This is a genomic window from Clostridium gasigenes (genome assembly GCF_017348895.1).
Taxonomy (GTDB): Bacteria; Bacillota; Clostridia; order Clostridiales; family Clostridiaceae; genus Clostridium; species Clostridium gasigenes.
This window is the reverse complement of record NZ_CP071376.1, coordinates 3,739,464-3,761,060: the sequence shown is the minus strand read 5'-3', so window position 1 is coordinate 3,761,060 and position 21,597 is coordinate 3,739,464. Positions and strand designations below refer to the sequence as shown.

The following is a 21,597-nucleotide window of genomic DNA, read 5'->3' as shown; positions in this document are numbered from 1 at the left end:
TTAGATTAAAATAAAAATTCTCGTAATTAACTATTACGAGAATTTTTTTTGATTTAAAAGGAGAAACTAGTTTTAATAATACTAAGGCTAGGTGATAGAAAGAGAGGGATAGTAGTATGTTAAAAACTAGGGATTTCTATTTAATAAAAGTATATGATATAAAAGGGAAATATTTAGGAGTTATAGATGATATAGCTATTGATTTTTATAAAGGACAGGTAATTGGATTCTTCATTTCTAACTTTTCCTTGTTTTCAAAGAAAAACTATATAGATAAAAAAGAAATAATTTCAATAAATGAAGTAGTCATAGTTAACACTATGACTCATTATAATGGATTATCATTTAAGGAAATTAAAGACATGGATATTATGGATAATAACAATACTATGAGAGGAGTTCTTGAAGATTTAATTATAGAGAAAAAGGATTTATCTATAAAGGGTATTATTATGAGCTCGGGGATTTTTGATAAAATGTTAAAGGGTAAAGAAATACTACTATTAAAGCAATGTATATTAGGTGAAGATTTTATTTTGTATAGTGGAAATGATGCTATAAGATTACAAACATTACCACATAATATACGCGAATATGATAAGCTTAAGCAAGCATAAAAAAATAATTAATAAAATTTTAATAGTAGTAGTGATTATATTAGTACCTTTAATATATATAAAGATTGCACCAGTAAAAACTTTGGTAGACATATTACTAATATCTTTTATATTTGCCTATGGGTTAAAGCCAATAAGTAATAATGTGAGTGAAAAATTTAATTTAAAAAAGAGGACTTCTTCAATTATTATAATAGTAGCTATAGTAGTAATTACAGTTATGTTATTATATTTAATGATTCCAGCAATAATAAAAGAGTCTTCAAATTTTGGAGCTATGATGGATAACATAGAGTTATATATAAAGGATATAGCTAGGAAATTAAAAATTGATGATTTACCTATTTTCAACAGTTTATATATGCAAATTAATGAAAAAATAAATATTTTTTTAGGTGGATTTTCAAATAATTTTCTTGAAAATATAATTAGTGCTTCGGAAAATATTATTTCCTGCGCAATAATTCCAATTGTAACCTATTATTTTTTAGTAGATGGTGAACTAATATACAATAAAATATTATTAATATTACCAACTCGAAAAAGAATAGTAGCTAAAAAAATACTATCAAATATTGATAAAATACTCTCAAGGTACATAATAAGTCAATTGGTTTTATCGCTTATAATAGGAGTATTAACATTTATTATATTAATGTTAGTAGGGGTTAAGTTTGCTTTGGTTTTAGCTATATTAAATGGAGTTTTTAATATAATACCCTATTTTGGTCCTATAATTGGAGGTGTTCCAGCGGTTTTTGTGGCTCTAATAGATTCGCCATCAAAAGCAATTTGGACAATAATAGTAATGTTTATATTGCAACAATTAGAGGGTAATATATTATCACCTAAAATTACAGGGGATAGTACCAATATGCATCCTATTATAATTATAATTTTGCTTTTAATTGGAGAAATGTTTGGGGGATTAGTTGGAATGATATTAGCGGTTCCCATTGGTGTAATTATTAAGGTGATTTATGAAGATGCAAATTATTATTTGTTTTAGAATTTTCAATAGATATTTTTTTGAAACTGTCTAAATTTAATTGACATATTTTAATAAATAAATTATACTTTCAATTAAGTAACACTATAAATCTATGGGTTGTATCAGTGGAACTTACTCCTTAGAAGGTATATGAAAAGGAGTTCTTTTAAAAAAATATGTAAGCTATGATAAGAATAAGTAAATATTTAATAAGAATTTCAGAGAGGAAGTATATGGTGTAAGCTTCTATCTTATAATATTGAAGCTATCTTTGAGCTATAATTTTCTAAGTGATGCATTTTAAAAAAAAGTGCATAATTAGGGTGGTACCGCGGAATATAGTTTTCGTCCCTTTTTATAGGGATGAGGACTTTTTTTATACCTAAAAATAAAAAAAATGTAATAACGGAGGTAACAATAATGAAATACATGGGAGCAAACGAGCTGAGAGATACTTATTTAAAGTTCTTTGAAGAGAAGGATCACTTAAAATTAGAAAGTTTTCCTTTAGTGCCAAAAAACGATAAAGGTTTACTATTGATAAATGCAGGTATGGCACCTCTAAAGCCATATTTTACAGGTGTTCAAACTCCGCCAAGAAAAAGAATAACTACTTGTCAAAAATGTATTAGAACTGGTGATATAGAAAATGTAGGGAAAACTTCAAGACATGGTACTTTCTTTGAAATGCTTGGAAACTTCTCTTTTGGAGATTATTTTAAAGAAGAAATAATCTCATGGGCATGGGAATTTATCACTGAAACACTTGCAGTGCCTAAAGATAAGTTATATGTAACTATTTATTTAGAAGATGATGAAGCTTTTGATATTTGGTGCAGTAAAACAGACGTAGATCCAAAGAGAATATTTAGATTAGGTAAGGAAGATAATTTCTGGGAAATTGGTGTTGGACCTTGTGGACCTTGTACAGAAATTCACTTTGATAGAGGAAATGGATCTATAACAACTATAGAGGAGTTCCTTAAAGCTAGTGATGAAGATAGAGTTGTTGAGTTCTGGAACTTGGTATTTACTCAATTTGATAAAGATGAAGAGGGTAACTACAATAAACTTGCAAAGCCTAATATAGATACAGGAATGGGACTTGAAAGAATAGCTACAATAATGCAAGGTGTTAATAATATATTTGAAATTGATACTGTTAAAAATATAGTTAAAAAAGTATCTGAATTATCTGCTATTAATTATGGTGATGATGCAATAAAAGATATATCTCTTAGAATAATTACAGATCACGTTAAAAGTGTAACTATGCTAATATCTGATGGTGTTCAGCCAAGCAATGAAGGTAGAGGCTATGTGCTTAGAAGACTTTTAAGAAGAGCTGCAAGACATGGTAGAGTCCTTGGAATAAAGGGATTGTTTTTAAAAGATATAGTTGATTCAGTTGTTGAAAATTATGGGGAAGCTTATCCAAAACTAAAAGAAGATAAAGAATACATTGAAAAGATAATTTCATTAGAAGAAGAAAGGTTTAATGAAACTATAGATGCAGGTATGAATATATTAGCTGGTTATATAGTTGAACTAGAAGCTTTAAAGGAAACAGTGCTGAAGGGCGAAAAAGCCTTTAAATTATATGATACTTATGGATTCCCTATTGAGTTAACAGAAGAGATTTTAGAAGAAAAGGGGATATCAGTTGATAAAGAAGCCTTTATTTTAGAAATGAACAATCAAAGACAAAGAGCAAGAAGTGCAAGAGGGGAATCATCATATATGGGTAGTGATGAAAATCCTATAAATAAAATAGATGCTTCAATTAATACTGAATTTGTAGGATATTTTGAAACAGAAATAGAAGCAAAAGTAGTAGCTTTAGCTGATGACAAGGAAATGAAAAACGAATTAGTAAAAGGTGAAAAAGGCTATATTGTAACTGATTCTACTACATTTTATGCAGAGATGGGTGGTCAAGTAGGTGACAGAGGTATAATTATTAGTGAGAGTGGGGAAGCTTATGTTTATAACACAAAGAAAAATGTAGGTGGGAAAATTATTCACTATGTAGAAGTTAAATCTGGAAATATTAAAAAAGATCAAAAAGTATCGTTGAAAGTAGAAATAGATAGAAGATTGAATATTTGTAAAAATCATACAGCTACTCATATGTTACATGAAGCGTTAAAAGAAGTTGTTGGAAAACATGTAAATCAAGCAGGTTCATATGTGGATGATGAAAGATTAAGATTTGATTTTGCTCATTTTAAAGGATTAACTGAAGAAGAATTAGAAAGGGTTGAAACTTTAGTAAATAGAAAAATTATGGGAGTGTTTGGAGTAAATACAAATCTAATGACTATAGAAGAAGCTAAAAATAGTGGAGCTATGGCATTGTTTGATGATAAATATGGAGATAAAGTTAGAGTTGTTAGTATTGGAGAGTTTTCAAAGGAACTTTGTGGAGGAACTCATGTAAAGAACGCTGGGGAAATTGGATTATTTAAAATAGTTGGAGAATCTGGAGTTGCAGCGGGAATGAGAAGGATAGAAGCAGTAACAGCTTTAAATGCTATGAAATACATGGAAGAGAAAGAAAAGACGTTAAAAGAGGCTTGTAATGTTTTGAAATGTACTGAAAAAGATATTTTAAAGAAAATAGTTTCTCAAAGTACAGAGATCAAGGAAAAAGAAAAAGAAATATTAGAACTTAAAAATAAAATAACTTCAGGAGCAGAAGGAGATATATTAAATTCTGCTAAGATAATTAAAGGAGTTAAAGTTATATCATATGCTTTAAAAGATGTTGATGGAAATGCATTAAGAGATTTAGCAGATAAGATTAGAAATAAAATGGAAAGTGGAGTAGTTGTTTTAGTAAGTAATGTTAATGATAAAGTTAACTTAATAGCTATGGCAACAAAAGATGCAGTAGAAAGTGGAGTTCATTGTGGAAAAATAATTAAAGATGTAGCAGCTATTGTTGGTGGCGGCGGAGGTGGAAGACCAGATATGGCACAAGCTGGTGGGAAAAACCCTGAAAATGTTACCAAGGCAGTTGAAACAACTTTTGATATTGTTGAAAAGTTAGTAAAATAGTGTACAATTAAACTTTTATAATGTATAATATATTTAAATAAATATTAATAAAGTATAGAAGATAATAATCGTAAATATAGATTTTATGAAAATATTATAAATAAAATTAGTAGGGGGTGAAGCTGCAATTAGCAGCATTATTATGAATAATAATTTAGATCATACCATGCAATTCAATTTGAACATTGATAAAGAGGATTTAACAAAATCAATTTTGAATGATGTTTACAATGCGCTAAAGGAAAAAGGGTATAATCCTATTAATCAATTAGTTGGATATCTTATTTCAGGTGATCCTTCTTACGTTACAAGTTACAACGGAGCAAGAGCTTTACTGAGAAAACTCGAAAGAGATGAAATTCTTGAAGAAGTTATGAGATCTTATTTAGAAGTGAAATAAAGAGAGTGCCCGTATTATTTTCGGGCACTCTTATTTTTTAAGGAGTTAAGTATGAGAATACTAGGATTGGATGTGGGAAGTAAAACTATTGGAGTTGCGGTAAGTGATCCTTTAGGGTACACAGCTCAAGGAGTAACTACAATAAGAAGAATAAAAAAAGATACGGACATAGAAGCAATTAAAAAGTTATGTGTTGAATATTCTGTTGAAACCATAGTTGTAGGATTACCTAAAAATATGAATGGTACTATTGGAGAATCAGGTGAACGAATGCTTGGGTTATGTGAGGTAATTAAAGAGGCTACAGGAATAGAGGTAGTAACTTGGGACGAAAGATTAACAACAGTAGCGGCACATAAATCTATGCTTGAAGCAGATTTATCTAGAGGTAAAAGAAAGAAGATTGTAGATAAAATTGCAGCAATATTTATATTGCAAGGATATTTAGATAGAATAAGTTTAAGTAAGAAAAATAAAATTACTTAATTATAATTATTAATTGAAAAATATTATTGACAACATTAATATATAAAATATAGAATTAAAAAAGGAGAGATAATTATGGATAAAAAATTAGACGTAATAGAATTATTTGATGAAGAGGGTAATGCAGTAAAATTTAACGTTGTTGAATTTCTGGATATAAAAAATCCTGAAACTAAGGAAACTAATGAATATGTTATAGTTTATGAGGATGGATTTGATGAAGATGACGTAATTGCATTAAAAGTAGATATTGATGAAGATGGAGAAGATTTATTAGTGCCTATAGATGATGAAGAAGAATTAGCGTTAGTGCAAGAAGCTTATGATAGCGTAGTTATAGATTAGGTATTGAAAAATAGTTGCGGTGATATGTATCTTGATTAGTTATTTTTAAAAATAACTTAATTAAAAGGAATTTTTTTAAAAATAATAGATACAGTTTCTAGCACATTATTTTTCAAAGTTCCTATCTAAAGAAGGAATTTATGAAAGAGGTGTTGTTTATGGAAGAAATAATGACTATTGATATGAATGTATTAAAAGAAGATTTAAGACAAAAAGGCTATAAGCTAACTCCTCAAAGAAGAGCTATAGTAGATACAATTATTGAAAAAGAAGGAGAACATTTAACGGCTGAAGAAATATATGATGAAGTTAAAAAGAATTGTCCAGAAATTGGTTTGGCAACAGTTTATAGAACTATATTGTTATTAGAAGAGTTAGGTGTAATATGTAAACTAGATTTAAATGATGGATGTAGCAGATATGAAATAGTTCATAAAGATGAAACTCATAGACATCATCATTTAATATGCAATAAGTGTAAGGCTGTTATAGAAGTTCAAGACGATTTGTTAGATGAAATTGAAGCAGTAATAGAAAAATCGTATGAGTTTAAAATTTTAGATCATAGTGTTAGATTTTTTGGACTTTGTGAAAAATGTCAAAGTGAAACTAAATAAGTAATAAAGGTATTATCTTTATTGATATGTAAAAATACTTAACTGTTTTTTACATTTTTAAAATAGGTAACATACTTTTGAATATATATTTTATGAAAAGGAGGGTAAATATGAAAAACGAAAAAGCAAAGGTTAGGATTATTCCTTTAGGTGGACTTAACGAAATAGGAAAAAATATAACAGCAATAGAGTATAAAAATGATATAGTTGTTATAGATTGTGGATTGAAATTCCCAGATGAAGACATGTTTGGTATAGATATAGTTATCCCAGATATTAATTATCTTTTAAACAATAAGGAAAAAGTAACAGGGATATTTTTAACTCACGGACATGAAGATCATATTGGTGCATTACCATATGTTTTAAAACAATTAAATGTACCTGTCTATGGAACAAGATTAACTCTTGGTATATTAGAAACGAAGCTTAAAGAGCATGGACTATTAAGTACAACAGAACTTATTATAGTTAAGCCAAGAGATGTTATTAAATTAAATTCTGTTTCAGTAGAATTTATAAAAACAAATCACTCTATTGCAGACTCAGTAGCAATAGCAGTTCATACCCCACTAGGAGTTGTACTTCATACAGGAGATTTTAAAATCGATTATACACCTATAGACGGACAACAAACTGATTTTGCCAGGTTCGCAGAACTTGGAAAGAAGGGCGTTCTTGCATTACTTGCAGATTCAACTAATGTTGAAAAACCAGGATATACAATGTCAGAAAAAGTAGTAGGAGAAAGTTTTAATCGTATTTTTGCAAAGGTTGAAGGTAGAATAATAGTAGCTACATTTGCTTCTAATATTCATAGAATACAACAAATAATAGAATCATCAAGACTGTACGGTAAAAAAGTAGCTGTTTCTGGGAGAAGTATGGAAAATATAGTTCAAGTTGCTATTGAACTTGGATATTTAGAGATCGAAGAGGAAATGCTTATTGGTATAGATCAAATTAATAAATATCCAAATGATAAGGTAGTCATAATTACTACTGGTAGCCAAGGTGAACCAATGGCGGCATTATCAAGAATGGCAGCTTGTGATCATAGAAAAATAAGCATTGTAAAGGGTGATACAGTTATTATTTCTGCAACACCTATTCCAGGAAATGAAAAATTAGTTTCTAAGGTTATAAATCAACTATTTAAACAAGGCGCAGAAGTTATTTATAAATCATTAGCTGATATTCATGTATCAGGGCATGCTTGTCAAGAAGAGCTTAAGTTAATGCAAGCATTAGTTAAGCCAAGATATTTCATTCCAGTTCATGGTGAATACAGACACTTAAAGCAACATGGAGAACTAGCTATGTCTTTAGGGTTGCCAAAAGAAAATTTAATTATAATGGAAAATGGTGACATAATTGAAGCTAATAGAAGCGCAATAAAGAAAAATGGATCAGTAATTTCAGGACAAATCTTTGTTGATGGTCTTGGTGTTGGGGATGTTGGGAATATTGTACTTCGAGATAGAAAATATTTATCGCAAGATGGAATAGTAACAGTTGTTGTTACTTTATCTAGAGAAAATAATTCAGTAGTTGCAGGTCCAGATATAATTTCAAGAGGTTTTGTGTATGTTAGAGAGTCTGAAGGCTTGATGGATGATGCAAAAGAAGTCGTAAGAAAAGTATTGTTAAATTGCGAAGAAAAGAATATTAAAGACTGGGCAACACTTAAATCAAGAATAAGAGATGAACTTAGAAGTTTCTTATATGAAAAAACTAAGAGAAGACCTATGATTTTGCCGATTATAATGGAAATATAAGACATAGGTTGACAAGTAGTAAAAATAACATTAAAATGAATAAGGTAATAAGTCAAAAAAAATTGGATACGACTGTATCCAATTTTATTTTGGAAAAAATGAGTTATAGGTTTACATTATGATAAGTAACAAATTATTATAGGTTCACATTATAATAAATACAAATTATTGGAGGCACATAAATGGAATTAATAACTAGAAATGATATAAGGAATATAGCAATAATAGCCCACGTTGATCACGGTAAGACTACTTTGGTTGATGCGCTATTACAACAAACTAATAAAGCAAGAGAAAATGAAAAAGTAGAAGAAAGAGTAATGGACTCTAACGATTTAGAAAAAGAAAGAGGAATTACAATACTTTCAAAAAATACATCACTTTTATATAACGGTATAAAAATTAATATAGTAGATACTCCAGGACATGCTGATTTTGGTGGAGAAGTTGAACGTGTACTTAAGATGGTTGACTCAGTTTTACTTGTAGTTGATTCATATGAAGGTCCAATGCCTCAAACAAAGTTTGTTTTAAAGAAAGCTTTAGAACTTGGATTAAAACCTATAGTTGTAATAAATAAAATTGATAAGCCAAATGCTAGACCGGTAGAAGTAATTGACGAAGTATTTGAATTATTCTTAGAGTTAGGTGCAGAAGATGAACAATTAGATTTCCAAACAATCTACGCATCAGCTAGAGAAGGTTATGCTAGATATGAAGTAGAAGATACTAATGTTGATATGCTACCTTTATTTGAAACTGTACTTAAATATGTAAAAGCACCAGAAGGTTACATGGATGGACCTTTCCAAATGTTGGTTACTACTTTAGATTCAAATGAATATGTAGGTAAAATTGCAGTAGGTAAAGTTCATAGAGGAAAAGTTAAGAAAAATCAACAAGTAGCTTTAGTTAAAAAAGATGGAACAGTAGGAACTTATAAAGTATCTAATGTGTTTACATATATTGGAACAAACAGAGTTGAAGCTGAAGAAGCTGGACTTGGTGATATAATTGCAATAAGTGGAGTTATAGATGCTAATATTGGTGAAACTATAGCAGATGTATTAAGTCCAGAAGCACTTCCATTTATAGATATTGATGAGCCAACATTAAACATGAACTTTATGGTTAATGATTCACCATTTGCTGGTAAAGAAGGAGCTTATGTTACTTCAAGACATTTAAGAGATAGATTACTTAAGGAATTAGAAATAAACGTAAGTTTAAGAGTTAATGAAATTACTCCAGATTGTTTCGAAGTTTCAGGAAGAGGAGAACTTCATTTATCAATTCTTATTGAAACAATGAGAAGAGAAGGATTTGAACTTCAAGTATCTAAACCTAACGTTATCTTCAAAATAGAAAACGGAAAGAAATTAGAGCCTATGGAGTACTTAACAATAGATGTTCCAGAAGCATTTATGGGACCTATAATGGAAAAGCTAGGACCTAGAAAAGGTGAAATGGTTAATATGACTTCAGCAGTTAATGGATATACTAGATTAGAATTCGTTATCCCAGCTAGAGGACTTATTGGATTCAGAAGTGAATTTATGACAGATACTAAGGGTAATGGTATAATGAACCATGTATTCCATGGTTATGATAAGCATAAGGGTGAAATGCCAGAAAGAAGTAGAGGTTCAATAGTTTCATTTGAAACAGGAGACGCTATAGCTTACGGTTTATATAACGCTCAAGAAAGAGGAACATTATTCATACCAGCTGGAGTTCCAGTATATCAAGGTATGATAGTTGGAGAATGTGCTAGATCAGAAGATATGGATATAAATATCTGTAGAGCTAAAAAGCTTACAAATACAAGATCTTCAGGTGCAGATGATGCATTGAAATTAAGCCCACCAACAATAATGACTTTAGAGCAATCACTAGAATTTATCAATAGCGATGAATTAGTAGAAGTTACTCCAAAGACAGTAAGAATGAGAAAAAGATTCTTAGACAGTTCTGAAAGAAGAAGACTTACAAGTAAAGGTAAAAAATAAGAAGAAAATTCTTTAAAATTGAATTAAAAAGTATTATAATAAAGTAAATAGCCTATTAATAAGGCTATTTACTTTTATATACAGGGGGTTTTTATGAACATTTTAAAAAATAAGAAAATAGTAATTATTATGTTTATAGTGATTTTGATAACAGTTTCTTTTATTTTTTTTAACAAATCCCTAAAACATCCTTTAAAAAGTGATAAAGATATAATAATAAATGTAAAAACTGGAGACAGTTTTTATAGTTTATTAAATAAATTGCAAGAAAATAATCAAATTAATGGCCTAGGAATTATAAAAACATATATTAAGGTTACAAATACAGTAGTAGATGTTAAACCTGGTGAATATAATTTACATAATGATATGAGTGTTAAGGATATAATTAATACTCTTAATAATGGATTAGCAGTTGATGTTATTGATATTACTATTCAGGAAGGTTCTACTATTGATGAAATAGCAAATAAACTTGAAATAAATGGAATGTGTGCTAAAGATGAATTTATTAAGGCAGTAGTAGCATATCCACTTCCGTCATATATTAAGCAAAGTAAAATAAAGAGATATGATTTAGAAGGATTTTTATTTCCTGATACATATAAATTTTCTAAACAGTCAAGTCCTGAAGAAATAATATCTAAAATGTTAGAAAGATTTGAAGATGTTTGGCAAAGTACTTTAAAAGAAGCAAATATTAAAGTTGCAAATGAAGATGTTGAAAAGGTGATAACTATTGCATCTATGATTGAAAAAGAAGCAATAGTTAATGAGGAAAGAGCTGTAATTGCATCTGTTATATATAACAGACTTAATATAAATATGAAACTTAAAATAGATGCCACAGTTATATATGCTATGGGGTATCATGTAAAAGGTCTTTCGTATGAAAATTTAGAGATTGAATCACCTTACAATACATATATAATTGATGGGTTACCGGTAGGTCCGATTTCAAATCCTGGGATACCATCTATTTTAGGAGCTTTAAAGCCTGAAAAAACAGATTATTTATTCTATGTGCTTCCAAAAGATGGGGGCAATAGACATTACTTTACAAACAATGATGTTGATTTTATGAATAAATTAGAAGAATTCGGATACGAACCTTAGATGGAGGGAGAATATGAGTGGAATAACCCATGATTATATGGAAGAATATATAAGAGGATTAATACCAGATAGCCAAGGTCCCCTTAAAATATTAGAAGAATTTGCAAAAGAGAATGCAGTTCCAATAGTTCAAAAGGAAACTGCAAAATTTTTAGAGTTTATGGTAAATATGAAAAAACCTATGAGAATTTTAGAATTAGGTACAGCTATTGGATATTCTGCTACATTAATGTATGAAGCAGCCGGCACAAAACCACATATTACTACTATTGAACGTGATGAAAATATGATAAAATATGCTAAAGAGAACCTTGGAAAATTAGGGTTACAAGATAAAATTATAATTAAACAAGGTGATTGCTTAGAAATATTGGCTGAACTTGAAGAACCTTATGATTTAATTTTTATGGATGCTGGTAAAGGTCATTACAATCATTTTTTACCACATTGTTTAAGATTGCTTGAAAAGGATGGAATTATAATAGCTGATAATGTACTATTTAGGGGAATGGTTGCATCAAAAGAATTGGTAAAAAGAAGGAAGATAACTATAGTAAAAAGAATGAAAACATATTTAGATCTTGTATCAAGTGATGAAGATTTAATTACATCTGTAATACCCATGGGGGATGGAATTGCAGTGACTAAAAGGAGGTAATTTAAAATGATAAAACCAGAAATTTTAGCGCCAGCAGGAAGTCTAGAAAAATTAAAAATTGCAATTGATTTTGGAGCAGATGCTGTATATATAGGTGGTGGAAAGTTAAACCTAAGGGCTTTTTCAGATAATTTTACAAATGATGAAATGGCTGAAGGTGTTAAGTATTGTCACGATAGAGGGAAAAAACTTTATGTAACAATGAATGTATTTCCAAGAAATTTTGATTTAAAGGGAGTAGAAGAGTATATTCTATCTTTAGTGGAACTGGGAATAGATGCTATAATTGTAGCAGATCCAGCTATTATAGTTGCAGCAAAAGAAGTAGCTCCGGATTTAGAAATACATTTAAGTACTCAAGCTAATACTGTAAACTGGAAAGCTGCAAAATTTTGGCATGAACAAGGAATTAAGAGAATTGTTTTAGCTAGAGAACTAACATTTAATGAAATTAACGTAATTAAAGAAAACTTACCAGAAGAATGTGAATTAGAAGCTTTTGTACATGGATCTATGTGTATAGCTTATTCAGGTAGATGTTTAATTTCAAACTATATGTTAGGAAGAGATGCAAATAAAGGAATATGTTCAAATGCTTGTAGATATAAGTATTATTTAGTTGAAGAAACAAGACCAGGAGAATATTATCCAGTAGTAGAAGATGATAAGGGAACATATATAATGAACTCTAAAGATCTTTGTATGATAAAACATATACCAGAGTTAATGAAAAGCGGGATATATTCATTTAAAATAGAAGGAAGAATGAAAAGCGAATTTTATGTAGCTTCAGTAGTAAAAGCATATAGAGAAGCTGTAGATTCATACATGGCTGACCCTGAAAATTATGAATTTAAAGAAGAATGGTTAGATACTTTATCAAGAATAAGCCATAGAAAATATCATACAGGGTTCTTTATGGGAAAAAGTGGAGAACAAACATATGATGTTTCATCGTATGTTAGAGATTACGAAATAGTTGGAGTGGTTCAATCTTATGATGACGAAACTAAAATAGCTACTATTTTGCAAAAGAATAGGGTTTATGACGGTGATGAGTTAGATGTTTTGAGAGCCCATACACCAAATTTCAATGTTAAACTTGAAGAAATGTTTGATGTTGAAAAGAAAGTGCCTGCAACTGTTGCAAATAGAGCACACATGATATTTAAGGTTAAAGTGGAGACACCATTAAAAGAAAAAGATATGTTAGTTAAATGTAAAAAAGGTTTGGAGCTATAAGATAACTTAGGAGGAGCTTAAATGAATAATGCTGTTTTAATCGGAATTGCTGGTGGGACTGGGTCGGGTAAGAGTACAATAGCTGATGAAATATACTCAAGCTTTTCCCATGAATGTATTGCTATGATACAACAAGATATGTACTATAAAGATCAAAGTCATTTAACAATTGAAGAAAGAGTTAAAACTAATTATGATCATCCTAGAGCTTTTGATAATGATTTAATGATAGAACATTTAAAAGCTTTAATTAAAGGTGAAGGTATAGAAAAACCAATTTATGATTTTGAAAAGCATAACAGATCAAAAGAAACTGTTACTGTTAATCCAAAAAGAATAATAATAGTTGAAGGTATATTAGTATTAGAAGATGAGAGAATTAGAAAACTTTTAGATATAAAAGTATATGTTGATACAGATGCAGATATAAGAATACTTAGAAGGTTAGTCCGAGATATAGAGGAGAGAGGAAGAACTGTTGATTCAGTTATTCAGCAATACCTTACAGTGGTAAGACCTATGCATATGCAATTTATAGAGCCAACAAAAAGACATGCAGATATAATAGTTCCAGAAGGTGGACAAAATAAAGTAGCTATAGATATATTAGCTAGCAAAATTAAAGATATATTAAAATAATTTGAATAAAAAGCACCTCCATAGGCGATAATTAAGCCTAGGGAGGTGCTTTTTTTGTTTGAAAAAGAAAAAAAGAAATTTAATAGGATAAAGTATATAATGGGTATATTTGCAGTAGTATTATTATGTCTATCTGTAAGGTTATATTTTTTACAAGTACATCCTTCAGAAATGGTTGTAGGAAGAATGCAAAATCATCAAACAGAGAATATTGCACAGATGAAGTATAATATTTTAGATACAAATGGTGAAAATATGCTCGCGTATAATAAGGAATATGTAATGGTATTAGATACAGAGCCATTTAAACTTAATAATTACGAAGAAACATTACAGGATTTAATGGCATTAAATTTTATTATGAAATCTGAAGATAAAGATTTTAATTACACCGGAATAATGAATGAAGTTGGAAAACATTATTACAAAATTAGTAAAGAAACTTTTGAAAAAGTAAATAAATTATCTAATGTAAAAGGTATATATACGTATGTATACGATAAAATAGAAAGGAAAGAAGCTTGGGAAATAGGTAATTTATTATCTGAAATAGGTGAAAATGGTGATGTAGTTGAAGGATCTTTAGAAGCTGAATTAAATAAATACTTAGGAGAAAATTTAATACCACAATCTAAATTTTATTTGGATGATAAGGCTGTGTATAGTGATGGCAGTTTAGATACAAACAATGAAAATAAAAATTTAAAGCTAACAATTAATAATGAATGGCAAAATAAAGTTAAAGAAGTTTTAAAAAGAAAAGATTATGATTTTTTAAAAAATGTAGGTGTAGTAATATCAGAAGCTGAAACAGGTAAAATAAGAGTTATGGCTCAAAAGGATGATAGTCAGGCTAATGTTAATATAGGTGTTGAAGCCCTGGGATTTGAGCCAGGATCTATTTTTAAAGTTGTTACAGAAGCAGTAGCTTTAGATTTAGGATTAATACATACTCAAGATGTATTTGGTTGTACAGGTCAAATATGTAGCAAAGATGGAAAACCTTATGGTCACGGTAACCTATCTGTAGAAGCTGCAATAAAAATATCTTGTAATGATGTTACTGCAAAAGTAGGAGGATTGGCTGGGTATGAAAAAATTATGGAATATTCAGAAAAGATGGGGTTATTTAATAGAGTGCTAAATATACAAGGAGAAAATAGAAATGAAGCTGCAGGAATAAAACCTCCTAAAGAAGCAGGAATTAATAATATTTCTATAGGTCAAACAATAATGGTTACACCACTTCAAATGGCAGGTGTTTATAATACAATTGCAAATGATGGAGTATATGTGAAGCAAACACTAGTAGAAGAAATTCTTAATAAGGATGGTAAACCAGTTAAGAAATTTAAAAATGAGCCAGTTAGAGTGTTTAGCCAAACTACTGCTAAAATAACTCAAGAAACTTTAGGAAAAGTAATTTGGGAAGGGTCAGGATTTGAGGCTAAGGTCAAGGGTGTAGAAATTGGTGGGAAAACTGGAACATCAACAGGGAAAGATAGAGCTGATCATGGATGGTTTGCAGGCTATTTTGTTAAAGATGAAAAGAAGTATAGCATTGTTGTTATAGCACCAAATATAGGAACTAATCATCCGGATGGAAGAGAACTTGGGGGAGGAAATACAGGAGCTCCAATATTTAGAGATATAGTAACGGAACTTACATCAAAATAAAATAGGGAATTAACTAAAAATAATATTATAAGTGTATTAGGGAGTTAAAAGAAAATAGATCAGAATCTGACTAGTTATTTTTGAAGCTCCCTTAGGCATTTAAAAAAAATAGCAAGTCAATATATCCTATATATTTTATAACGAACTAGAAAATACAAATCACTAATAATTCAATAAACTTCTAATTAAATAATCTAAATTAGAAGTTTATTTTTTGTGTACAAGCAATATTTTTATATTAAGCCATATTATATAATAAGCATTAGTAGGAGGGCTTTCTATGTTTATTATATCAAATATAATAGAACTGATTTGTAATTCTATATTATTAACGGGATACATATCAGGTACTAATACATTTCCAAAACCTTTAGATGAGAAGGAGGAGGCACATTATTTAACACTCTTAAGGGAAGGTGATAAAGAGGCAAAAAGTGTACTAATAGAGAGGAATCTTAGATTAGTTGCACATATTGTGAAAAAATATTCGTTTCCGAATAAGGATATAGATGAGTTAATATCTATAGGAACGGTAGGACTTATTAAAGCTATAGATTCTTTTGATTCTCTTAAAGGAACAAGACTTGCCACCTATGCATCTAGATGTATTGAAAATGAAATTTTAATGTTGTTTAGAAACAATAAAAAGCAAAAGGGTGAAGTTTACCTTCAAGATCCAATTGGAGTTGATAAGGAGGGTAATGAAATATGTTTAATTGATGTTTTAAGTAGTGAAAAAGATTCTGTGCTAGAAAAGGTTGAAAGTAATCTTCAAATAAAGGCATTATATAGTAAAATATGTATATCTTTAAGTGAAAGAGAAGGCGAAATATTAAAAATGAGATATGGACTTATAGATGGCAGGTGTAAAACACAAAGAGAAATAGCTGTTATATTAGGTATTTCAAGATCTTATGTATCTAGAATAGAGAAAAAAGCGTTGAAAAAATTAAAGAAAGAATTATATAATAATTAAAAAAATATACTTTAATTAAAAAATATATTTAATAAAAAAGGATTGCAAACAGTTTTATAGAATATAAGCAAGAATAGAACTGAATTTTAGGAGGAAATAATGTATTTTTTAAAAGAATTATTGAGTAAAACAATAGAAGTAGGTGCTTCAGATTTACATTTGACTGTTGGAATCCCACCAACAATAAGAAGTAATGGCAGATTAATTAAATTAGGTGTGGATAAGTTAGCTCCAGAAGAAATTGAAGCATTTGCCAGAGAAATATTAGGAAGCAAGTTTGAAAGATATCTACAAATAGGGGAAATAGATACCTCATATTCTATGCAAAAAATAGGTAGATTTAGAGTTAATATATTTAAACAAAGAAATAGTGATGCTATAGCTATAAGAGTAATTGCATTAAAAATTCCAACAGTAGACGAATTAAATCATCCCCCTGTAATAAAAGATTTAGTTAAAAAGCAAAGAGGATTAGTTTTAGTTACTGGACCTACTGGAAGTGGTAAGAGCACAACTTTAGCAGCTATGATTAATGAAATTAACGCTACTAGAGAAGCTCATATTATTACACTTGAGGATCCTATAGAATATTTGCATAAACACAATAAGTGTATTATAAATCAAAGAGAGATCGGTAAAGATAGTAAAAGCTATCAAAATGCTTTAAGAGCGATTCTAAGAGAAGATCCGGATGTTATTCTTGTAGGAGAAATGAGAGATTTAGAAACAATATCAATTGCTATTACTGCCGCTGAAACTGGTCATTTAGTATTCTCTACATTACATACAATAGGGGCAGCTAAAACTATAGATAGAATAATTGATGTATTTCCACCTCATCAGCAACAGCAAATTAGAGTTCAATTAGCAGCTGTGCTTCAAGGTGTAGTTTCACAACAATTAGTTGAAACTGCAGATGGAAAAGGTAGAGTTGCTTCATTAGAAACAATGGTTACTACACCTGGAATCCAAAACTTAATAAGAGAAGGTAAAACACATCAAATTGAGTCTGCAATTCAAACGGGTAATAAGTATGGAATGAAAACTATGGATATGGCTCTTGCTGAATTATACAAAAAAGGAATTATTACAATTGAAACAGCATTAACATATTCAGTGGATAGGGAAACTATTAAGAGAATTATGATGTTATAATAAATTTAAATAACTATAATTTATGTAGTTGGGCATCTTTAAAAAATAACTAGTTAATATGCTAGTCTATTTTGTATCGTTCTTTGTTGATATAAGTTATTGATAGAACAACTATCAGTAACTTGTATGGACTAGTTCTAGTATAAAATATACATTGCACATTGGTTTGGTATTTTTTAAAGATGCCTTATTTATTTTTTTGTAAATACATAAAAATTTATGGAGGAAATTCGGAATATATGTGGAATACATTAATATATAATTCTTTATACTAAATTTAAATGTATTGAAATAAAAAAGTTATATTAAATTTATTACAATTATTCAAGTAGATAAGTTAAAAAAATACTAAAATCTAACTACAAAACTATCTATAGTGACAATAGTAGAGAAAAAAAATTAAAAATAGGGACATGTATTGTAGATAAATAGTTGTTTTATTTATTAGTAAATGATAAAATGAAAGAAATATTAAATTTTATTAAAATTAATTCAAAAAATACTGGCTATTTTTATAGAATTAGTAGTATAATTTTATTTAATAGTGGTATGATTTTAAAAAAGTATATTAATGAACATACCAAATTTAATATATGTGAAGAATATAATTATTTTACAAAAGAACTAATGTAAATGCAAAATTCTTCATTATTTAACTTATTAGCTATTGTTAAGAATGTATATAATGAGTTAAAATATAGTATATGAGGATAAATGTAACGTATACAACAATAAAGAAGAAATAAAAAGAAGTGAAAAATAATAGATGAAATTAATCTTTTAACTAAGGTGAAAAAATACTACTAGATATTTTCTGAGGGAGGAATTGTTTTGTTAGATTTTGAAGTGGATATGCAAGAATTAACCAATATTAAAGTTGTTGGTTGTGGTGGCGGTGGTGGAAATGCCGTTAATAGAATGATTACAGAAGGTTTGAAAAATGTTGAGTTTATAGTTGTTAATACTGATAAACAAGCTTTAATGTTATCGCATGCTAATATTAAGATTCAAATTGGAGAAAAGTTAACTAAAGGGTTAGGAGCCGGAGCTAATCCAGAAATAGGTAAAAAAGCAGCGGAAGAAAGTAGAGAAGAAATTGCAGAATCTATAAAGGGCGCAAATATGGTATTCATAACGGCAGGTATGGGTGGCGGAACAGGAACTGGAGCAGCTCCTATTGTAGCTCAAATAGCAAAATCAATGAATATTTTAACAGTCGGTGTTGTAACTAAACCCTTCCCATTTGAAGGTAAAAGAAGAATGACCCATGCTGAAATGGGTATAGAAAACTTAATGCAAGCTGTAGATACATTGGTAATTATTCCAAATCATAGATTATTATTAATGGCTGATAAGAAGACAACACTTCTTGATTCATTCAGATTAGCAGATGATGTTTTAAGACAAGGAGTACAAGCTATATCAGATTTAATAACTATTCCAGGGGTAGTTAATGCCGATTTTGCTGATATAGAAACAGTTATGTTAAATAAAGGCTTAGCTCATATGGGTGTAGGTTATGGTACAGGAGATAATAAGGCTCAAGATGCTGTAAGGCAAGCAATATCATCACCATTGTTAGAAACATCAATAGATGGTGCTACAGGAGTTATTATTAACTTTACAGGTGGAGTTGATTTAGGTGCTATAGAGGTATTTGAGGCTGCAGATATTGTACGAGAATCAGCAGATCCAGATGCTAATATAATCTTTGGAGCTGTTATTGATGAAACTTTAAATGATGAAATTAGAATAACTGTAATAGCTACAGGGTTTGAAGAGGATGAAAATAAAGTTCCTCAAGCTAAACCAGTAGTTGAAGCAAAGAGATTTGCTGGAAAAGCTAATAATGTAGTTGCAGAAGAACCTGTAATACAAGAAATGCCAAAAACTGATCCATTATTAGAGTTTGACACAGAGAGTGTTAATATACCGAGTTTTTTAAGAACAAGAAAATAGTATAGTAATATAAAAAATAGTCAAGATAACATATATATTCCAGTGAATTACTAAAAAATGAAAACTCTAAGAGTAGGTTTATAGGTGGATTCCATAGATAAAGTATGTTATAAAATAGACTGGTGGTTTTTAAAATATCTCATATGTAAGTAAAGACAAGGATTAATAGCTATTAATCCTTGTCTTATTTTATTTGGGAAAAAATAAGTCTTATTAAAAGAAATAAGTGTAAATAATTGTAAAAAACAAGGGAGGAAAATATATTTTTTGGTTAGTTATTATGACAAAATTTTAAGGTATAAGAGTTTATAATTTAATTATAGAGGAGGAGGGGGTATGGTTGTATATATTGATGTATTATTATTTGAAAATTTTGTGGTTAATTTATTTTTGCTATTATTAACATTTAAATTATTAAGATTTAGTTATAAGAAGAGGATATATTTATCGGCTATATTAGGATCTATATATACCTTAGCTTTATTCTTAGAATGGCCTTTGGGGACAAGTTTTATTGCGAAAATATTGGTTGCAGTATTAATGATAATTATTGCAATAGAAAAAAGAAAAATTAGTAATATATTAAAATGTGTAGGATGTTTTTTTATTCTCTCATTTACACTTTGCGGGGTATGTTTTAGCTTTGCATTAATGCAAAATAAATATGGGATTATGCAAAAATTTGAGATGAATAACTATTCAATAAAATATATATTAATATCTATAATGATACTATACATAGTTATAGTTAGGGCTTATGAATATTTAAGAGGGAGAATTATTGTAAAAAGCCTAATATATGATATAGAAATATCAGTTAATAAAAATATATTTTATATAAAGGGATTTTTAGATACGGGTAATGATCTAAGGGAGCCGGTAACCAACCTACCTTGTATTATTGTAGAAGATGGTTACTTGAATGAAGTACAACTTCCAGAAAAGGAATATTTTAATATTTCCTATAGTACCATTGGAGACAGTGGAAAAATAAAAGGATTTAAAGGAGAAAAAATAAGAATAAAAAGTCAGGATGAAGATTGGAGAACCGTTGATGCAATTATATGTAGTTGCACTAATAAATTAAGTAAAGAAAATGATTTTAATGCGCTATTATCAAGAGGGATAATTTAGGAGGGCAATATGTTAAGACTATATATTTTAATAAATAGAATTTTAGAAAAATTAAATATTTTTAAATCTAAAGTACATTACGTAGGGGGAAACGATTCTCTTCCACCACCATTAAAAAAGGAAGAAGAAGAGGAGTTAGTTGAAAGACTAATGAAAGGAGATGAAACTATAAGAGATATTCTTATAGAAAGGAACTTAAGGCTAGTAGTATATATTGCAAGAAAATTTGAGAATACTGGTGTATGTGTTGAAGATTTAATTTCTGTTGGAACTATTGGGCTAATAAAAGCGGTAAACACTTTTAATCCAGAAAAGAAAATTAAATTAGCAACCTATGGCTCAAGATGTATAGAAAATGAAATACTTATGTATTTGAGAAGAAATAGTAAAGTAAAGGCAGAAATTTCTTTTTATGAACCACTAAATATTGATTGGGATGGAAATGAATTATTATTATCTGATATATTAGGAACAGAAAATGATACGGTTTACAATTTAATTGAAGATGAAGTTGATAAGCAATTATTATTTTTAGCCCTTAAACATTTAAATGATAGAGAAAAAGAAATTGTTAAATTACGTTTTGGGTTAAATGGAACTAAAGAAAATACGCAGAAGGAAGTAGCTGACATGCTTGGTATATCACAATCATATATTTCAAGATTAGAAAAAAAGATAATAAGTAGATTAAAAAAAGAAATCAATAAAATGATTTAGGTTGTCTTTAGTATAAAAGCA

General features: G+C 29.0%; 19 protein-coding genes and 1 other annotated feature. All 19 genes read left to right on the top strand.

The features are described from left to right. Window positions 1-116 precede the first annotated feature (116 nt). The 19 genes from J1C67_RS17605 to sigE all read left to right on the top strand — a co-directional run bounded on the left by J1C67_RS17605 (window position 117) and on the right by sigE (window position 21,576). Complete coding sequence (locus tag J1C67_RS17605) at window positions 117-617, top strand: PRC-barrel domain-containing protein (RefSeq protein ID WP_167865498.1); 501 nt, start codon at window positions 117-119, stop codon at window positions 615-617. After that, window positions 595-1,626, top strand: coding sequence for an AI-2E family transporter (locus J1C67_RS17600; protein ID WP_167865499.1), 1,032 nt, complete (start codon window positions 595-597; stop codon window positions 1,624-1,626). The genes J1C67_RS17605 and J1C67_RS17600 overlap by 23 nt, the downstream gene beginning before the upstream one ends. Before the next feature lie 158 nt (window positions 1,627-1,784). Continuing rightward, window positions 1,785-1,964: a binding site (T-box leader), on the top strand. Window positions 1,965-2,028: 64 nt separating this feature from the next. Next, the gene (alaS, locus tag J1C67_RS17595) at window positions 2,029-4,668 is read left to right on the top strand and encodes an alanine--tRNA ligase (RefSeq protein ID WP_167865500.1); all 2,640 of its coding nucleotides are present in this window, start codon (window positions 2,029-2,031) and stop codon (window positions 4,666-4,668) included. Between the two features lie 142 nt (window positions 4,669-4,810). Next, window positions 4,811-5,068, top strand: a complete 258-nt coding sequence (locus J1C67_RS17590; protein WP_089968051.1) for an IreB family regulatory phosphoprotein — start codon at window positions 4,811-4,813, stop codon at window positions 5,066-5,068. 51 nt (window positions 5,069-5,119) lie between these two features. Next, entirely contained in the window at window positions 5,120-5,554 is a 435-nt protein-coding gene (gene ruvX / locus J1C67_RS17585; protein WP_089968049.1) for a Holliday junction resolvase RuvX, read from the top strand. A 75-nt stretch (window positions 5,555-5,629) separates the two neighbouring features. Further along, on the top strand, window positions 5,630-5,899 hold the full coding sequence (locus J1C67_RS17580) for a DUF1292 domain-containing protein (RefSeq protein ID WP_089968046.1): 270 nt from the start codon (window positions 5,630-5,632) through the stop codon (window positions 5,897-5,899). 158 nt (window positions 5,900-6,057) lie between these two features. Further along, the gene (locus J1C67_RS17575; RefSeq protein WP_089968044.1) at window positions 6,058-6,516 is read left to right on the top strand and encodes a Fur family transcriptional regulator; all 459 of its coding nucleotides are present in this window, start codon (window positions 6,058-6,060) and stop codon (window positions 6,514-6,516) included. Window positions 6,517-6,626: 110 nt separating this feature from the next. After that, window positions 6,627-8,294 (top strand): ribonuclease J, encoded by a 1,668-nt coding sequence (locus J1C67_RS17570; RefSeq protein WP_167865501.1) that lies wholly within the window; start codon window positions 6,627-6,629, stop codon window positions 8,292-8,294. Between the two features lie 182 nt (window positions 8,295-8,476). After that, window positions 8,477-10,303 carry a translational GTPase TypA gene (typA, locus tag J1C67_RS17565; RefSeq protein WP_089968037.1) on the top strand — a complete coding sequence of 609 codons (1,827 nt, stop codon included), beginning with the start codon at window positions 8,477-8,479 and terminating at the stop codon, window positions 10,301-10,303. A gap of 93 nt (window positions 10,304-10,396) precedes the next feature. Beyond that, window positions 10,397-11,419 (top strand): endolytic transglycosylase MltG, encoded by a 1,023-nt coding sequence (gene mltG, locus J1C67_RS17560; RefSeq protein WP_167865502.1) that lies wholly within the window; start codon window positions 10,397-10,399, stop codon window positions 11,417-11,419. Window positions 11,420-11,432: 13 nt separating this feature from the next. Continuing rightward, on the top strand, window positions 11,433-12,077 hold the full coding sequence (locus J1C67_RS17555) for an O-methyltransferase (RefSeq protein ID WP_167865503.1): 645 nt from the start codon (window positions 11,433-11,435) through the stop codon (window positions 12,075-12,077). Window positions 12,078-12,083: 6 nt separating this feature from the next. Further along, window positions 12,084-13,319 (top strand): peptidase U32 family protein, encoded by a 1,236-nt coding sequence (locus tag J1C67_RS17550; protein WP_167865504.1) that lies wholly within the window; start codon window positions 12,084-12,086, stop codon window positions 13,317-13,319. A gap of 21 nt (window positions 13,320-13,340) precedes the next feature. Next, window positions 13,341-13,958, top strand: a complete 618-nt coding sequence (gene udk, locus J1C67_RS17545; RefSeq protein ID WP_167865505.1) for a uridine kinase — start codon at window positions 13,341-13,343, stop codon at window positions 13,956-13,958. A 45-nt stretch (window positions 13,959-14,003) separates the two neighbouring features. Then, window positions 14,004-15,635, top strand: a complete 1,632-nt coding sequence (locus tag J1C67_RS17540; protein WP_341479199.1) for a penicillin-binding transpeptidase domain-containing protein — start codon at window positions 14,004-14,006, stop codon at window positions 15,633-15,635. Window positions 15,636-15,915: 280 nt separating this feature from the next. After that, on the top strand, window positions 15,916-16,611 hold the full coding sequence (sigK, locus tag J1C67_RS17535; RefSeq protein ID WP_089968022.1) for an RNA polymerase sporulation sigma factor SigK: 696 nt from the start codon (window positions 15,916-15,918) through the stop codon (window positions 16,609-16,611). 99 nt (window positions 16,612-16,710) lie between these two features. Then, entirely contained in the window at window positions 16,711-17,766 is a 1,056-nt protein-coding gene (locus J1C67_RS17530) for a type IV pilus twitching motility protein PilT (protein ID WP_089968019.1), read from the top strand. Between the two features lie 831 nt (window positions 17,767-18,597). Next, window positions 18,598-19,725 carry a cell division protein FtsZ gene (gene ftsZ, locus J1C67_RS17525; protein WP_167865506.1) on the top strand — a complete coding sequence of 376 codons (1,128 nt, stop codon included), beginning with the start codon at window positions 18,598-18,600 and terminating at the stop codon, window positions 19,723-19,725. A 336-nt stretch (window positions 19,726-20,061) separates the two neighbouring features. Continuing rightward, window positions 20,062-20,859, top strand: a complete 798-nt coding sequence (locus tag J1C67_RS17520; RefSeq protein ID WP_089968011.1) for a sigma-E processing peptidase SpoIIGA — start codon at window positions 20,062-20,064, stop codon at window positions 20,857-20,859. A 9-nt stretch (window positions 20,860-20,868) separates the two neighbouring features. After that, a complete protein-coding gene (gene sigE / locus J1C67_RS17515) occupies window positions 20,869-21,576 on the top strand; it encodes an RNA polymerase sporulation sigma factor SigE (RefSeq protein WP_089968007.1) in 708 nt (235 codons plus the stop codon). Window positions 21,577-21,597 lie beyond the last annotated feature (21 nt).